Source organism: Allosphingosinicella sp. (assembly GCF_036387215.1).
Lineage (GTDB): Bacteria > Pseudomonadota > Alphaproteobacteria > Sphingomonadales > Sphingomonadaceae > Allosphingosinicella.
Genome location: NZ_DASVUE010000353.1, coordinates 1 through 4,562, shown reverse-complemented (window position 1 = coordinate 4,562; position 4,562 = coordinate 1). Strand labels below are relative to the sequence as shown.

The window sequence follows — 4,562 nt, the reverse complement described above, 5'->3', positions numbered from 1 at the left end:
TGGACGAGCAGGTCGCCGCGGCGGAGCCCCGCCATCTGCACGTCGGCGACGATCGCCGGCGCATTGGGATAGAGGATCGCGGTCGCCTCGATAATGCCGCGCTGGATCAGGATCGGCGGATTGGCCGGGATTTGCGCGCCGTTGGCCCGTGCGGAGACATCCGCCCGTTGCACGCTCCCTGCTGCGGAGAGACGGACGGTGCCGTTGAGGCCCTGGCCGCTCGCCTGCAGAGTGCCGACGAACGGTCCGGCCGGCGTCTGCACGACTCGCCCGCGGAAAGTGAAGCCGGCGATGGTGAGGCGGCGGATCTCGATCGTGAGCGGGCCGCGGCCCGTCAGCACGAGCAGGTCGGCAACGAAGGGCCCGTATTGCGACTGGCCGGTGGCGGTGATCTCGTAGCCGCTGCCGGTGGCCCTGATCCGCGCCTCGACATTGCTGAGGCCCAGGCCGAAGCCGGGACGGGCCGCGCGGATGCGGATGTCGGGTGCGGTAGCCGTACCGGTGATGACGACCGCGATCGGACCGTAGGCGGTGGAGACTCCCGCGAAGCGGGCGTTCACACGCCCGTCCGGAGCGTAAGTCCCGCTGCCCGAGCTGATCCGAAGCTGCGGCGCCGCGAGGCGGAAGTTGCTGAAGGTTATCACCCCGGAGGGGTTCATGTTGATGTTGGTGGTGATGATCGCATTGCCGCCGAGGAAATCGCGCGCCGAGGCATTGTCGATCCGGCGGGTGCGGACCGCAACGCGGCCGCTGATGCCGAAGCCGCCGGCCTGGCTCACCACGTCCATGTTGCTCTGGATGTCGAGCAGGCCGATTCCGCGGACGAGATAGTTGTTGATGCGTCCCTGAAGGCCGGCGCGATACTGGCCTTTGGCAAGGTCCGCGACGACGATGGCGGTGGCGTTCACCCGGTCGGAGCGGATGCGGAGATTGTCCGAAAGGACCCGTGTGCCGCTGATCGCAAGGCTGCCGTCGATGGCGACGTTGGTGACGAGGCTTCCGACAGCCTCGTTCAGCCCGGTGATGCGCCTGGCCCGGGCGGAAATCGGGACGACGATCCGGTCGGCGTCGATCCGCGCGCGGCCGACGGCGCGCAGACCCTCCACGTTCACGTCGGCAAAGCCCATGCTGGCCGCCTGGAGATCGTAGGCGACGGTCGGCGTGCCGAAGCCGCCGTTCAGAACCATCGCAACGCGCACGTCGCGGCCGCGCAGGTTCGGCATGATCGCGCCGGGCTCGAGCAGGCGGGCAGCGACGCGGAAGTCACCGAAGCGGCTCTGGCCGAGGTCCAGCATGCCCTGCGCGGCGACGGCGAGCGCCTTCGACTGGAGCTTCAGGCGGGTATCGGCACGGCGTTCGGCGAGGGTGGTGACGAGGTTCACCTGGATGAAGGGCGAGAGAATGCGGCGGGCCGATGGCGGGACCAGGATGTCAGGCCGGATCGGCCCGTCGACGGTGAAGGTGCCGTCGCGGGCGCCGACATTAAGGTTCGCGAACGGCTTGCCGCCGAGCAGCGCCTGCGCGCGGCCCTGCCAATTGGCCCAGCTGCCCCGGCCGCCGATCGCCGCGACGATCGGCTGACGGACGCCCGTCATGCTTGCGACGAAGCCGTTTGCCGGCGCTTCCACCCGCGCGGCAATGTTGAGCCGGTTCGCCTCGGGCACCGCGTCGAGCCGCAGCCTCAGCCGGTCCCCGCCGGCTATGCCGGGGCCTGTCAGCGCGCCCGTATTGAGCGCCACCTGCGCGCGTCCGTCGGCAATCTTTGCGGCGCCGTCGATGGACAAGAGGTGGCGCTGGCTCGTGACGGGCGCGTCCAGCAGGAGCCTGCCGACCTTCAGGCGGCCGATGTCGATGTCTAGATCGGGCAGGAGCGGCGCGTTGGGATCGCCCGTCTCCTTCAGTTCCGGAGCCCGATAGAGCCGCGCGCGGGGGATCGTCAGCGATCTGATATCGACATGGTTGCGGAGGTAAGCGAACGGCCGCCAGTCCATCTCCGCCACCGGAGCGACGAAGAAGGTGCCTTTGGTGTCCTTCAGCGTCAGGTCGTGGATCGTGAGCTTGCCGTAGATCGAGCCTTCGATCCGGCCGATGTCGATATCGAGACCGGACGCCATTTCCAGATTGTTGATCTGGCTGACGACGTAGCGGCGGCCGATGTCGGTGTTGATGCCGAGGAAGATGCCGGCGATCAGAAGCAGGAGCACCCCGAAGACGATCGCCGCCCATTTTGCCGCCGTCCGCAGCGGCCGCCCCGGGGCGGGAGCGGCGGTGACGCCGCGGGGGATCCCCTGGTCGGCCATCAGAAGGCCTGCCCGATCGAGATGTAGAGGCCGATACGCGATTCGCCCTTGCGCCGGCCGAGCGGCGTCGCGACGTCGACGCGGAGCGGCCCGAAATTCGTGTAGAGCCGCCCGCCGATGCCCACTCCGAAGCGAAGATCCGAGAAGCCGGGGGTGGAATCGGTGGTGACCTGGCCGGCATCGACGAAGCCCACGACGCCATAATCGCCGAACCGGTAGCGCGCCTCGAGCGCGAATTCGGTGAGGCTCCGTCCGCCGATCGGGACCGAGATGGTCGGCTTATCCTTCTCGTCCGGATCGGTCGGGTCGAACTTCGGGTTGGCGATCTCGGTCCTCGGCCCGAGCTGCTGATAGCCGAAGCCCCGCACCGACCCGCCGCCGCCGGCATAGAGCCGGCGGGAGGGCGCGAGCTCGTCCCGAGAGATGCCCATGATCGAGCCGAAGCGGGCGCGGCCTGCGATCACCAGGCTCTCGCCTGCGGGGAAGTAGGCGCTGCCTTCGATGACATTGCGAATGTAGGGGATCGTGCCGTTGCCGAGCGAGATTTCCGGGTTGGTGCGGCCGAGGAGGCGGAAGCCCTTGGTCGGGTTGAGGAGGCTGTTCGACCGGTCGTAGCCGAGCTGGCCGGTGAGCCCGCCGATGAAATAGGCATCGCTGAGGCTGAGGCGCGGCTCTCGGCCGAGCGCTTCGTTGGTGGCGATGAGCTCGGCGCCGAAGGCCCAGGTCCAGCGCTTCTGCCAGATCGGCGTCGATTCGCGCGAGATGAGGCCGCTCAGCCGCGCCGTGTAGCCGCGGAACCCCGCATAGTCGCGCCGCCCCGCCTCGATCAGCGCAAGCACCGTCCGGTCGCGCTTGCCGGCATTGGAGCGGCGGAAGGAGAAGTTCACACTCTGTTCACGCGTACCCGCAACCGCGGCGGCGCGGAGCGCGCCTTCGGGCCGGAACAGGTTGCGGTGCTCCCAGGCGCCTTCGATCCGAAGGCCTTCGCCCGTATTGTAGCCGCCGCTAGCCGTCAGCGAACGCGCCGGCCCCGCATCCTGCCTGACGAGGATGTTGACATATTCCGTGCCGTCCGGCCCCACCTCGCCGGTGCGAACGGGCTCGGCCGAAACGGTGGTGAAGAGGCCGGTCGCGACCATCGCCTCGCGCAGATCGTCGACCTTGCGCCGGTCGTAGAGATCGCCGCGGTCGAACCGCGCCAGCACGCCCACATGCTCGGAGTCGAAGGCGAGATCGCCCTCGGTCGTATAGCCGCCGAAGCTGGCGCGCGGGCCGGGGGTCACCGGAAGCGTGTAGTCGCCCCGGTCGGTCTCCGGATCGAGCAGGACGTCGCGCTTGCCGATTTCGGCGAAGGGATAGCCCTGTTCCGGGAGGCGGAGGAGAATGTTCGCTTCGGCGCCCTCGACGTTCGCGGCGACGATCGGGTCGCCCGTCTTCAGCGGCAGCGCCTCCCGGGCAAGGCCGGCCGGGACCGTCTCCGCCCCGGGAAGCGAGATCTCGCCGAGCGAATAACGGTCGCCGGGGACTGCGGTGACCACCACCCGGACCTGCCCCGGCGTTTCCGGCAGCTGCTCGATCGCGGCGACGGCGGTGCCGTCATAATAGCCCTCGGAACGGAGGATTCGGATTGCTAGCGCCTCGTCCTCGCGGGCGCGGGCGGCGATCTGCGCGCCGTTCGTCGCTTCGCCGTCGCCGTCCTCGAGCGCGGATAGGTCGCGGAAGCGGCCTTCGAGATCGACCTCCTTCAACCCCTCGACCACCAGGCTGTAGCGGACCCGCGCCTGCTGCGTCTCCTCTTCGGTCCCGGCGGGGGGCGTCGTGACGTCGAACGTCGCCAGCGGCGGCAGCGGCTCGGCCAGTGCGGGGTCCGGCGCGGCGGTTTGGGCCGGGAGCGGCGTCTGCGTGCCGGGGGTTGCCGGCGCCACGGGCGGAAGATCAAAGCTTTCGATCGGCTCGAGCGGCTTTCCAAGCTCCGGATCGAGCGGCGGCAGCTGCTTCTGGAACTGCTCGTCGGAAACAATCGGCGCGTTCGGATCGTTTGACTGGGGCGGCGGTTGAGTGCGGGACTGCGACTGGGCGTGGAGCGCCTGGCACAAAGCGAGCGCTCCGCCCGCCGCGGCCGTCAATAATGCTCTGCCCTTGTTCAAGGAAGTTCCGCCCCCCGTTTAGGTGGCGAAACGACAGCGATGGGGAAAAGTGCCGCTTTCGCTCGCATGTGGCGTCGGTAGCGGGGAAACTGTGGCTTCGAAACAACAGGTGTTA

Annotated in this window: 1 protein-coding gene and 1 pseudogene; both read right to left on the bottom strand. The window is 68.9% G+C overall.

The window, feature by feature from the left end; genetic code table 11:
- Positions 1-2,300, bottom strand: a pseudogene (locus VF662_RS14025) (translocation/assembly module TamB domain-containing protein); the annotation flags it as partial.
- Positions 2,300-4,447 carry a BamA/TamA family outer membrane protein gene (locus tag VF662_RS14020; RefSeq protein ID WP_464142362.1) on the bottom strand — a complete coding sequence of 716 codons (2,148 nt, stop codon included), beginning with the start codon at positions 4,445-4,447 and terminating at the stop codon, positions 2,300-2,302. The pseudogene VF662_RS14025 and the gene VF662_RS14020, both read right to left, overlap by 1 nt.
- Positions 4,448-4,562: the final 115 nt, after the last annotated feature.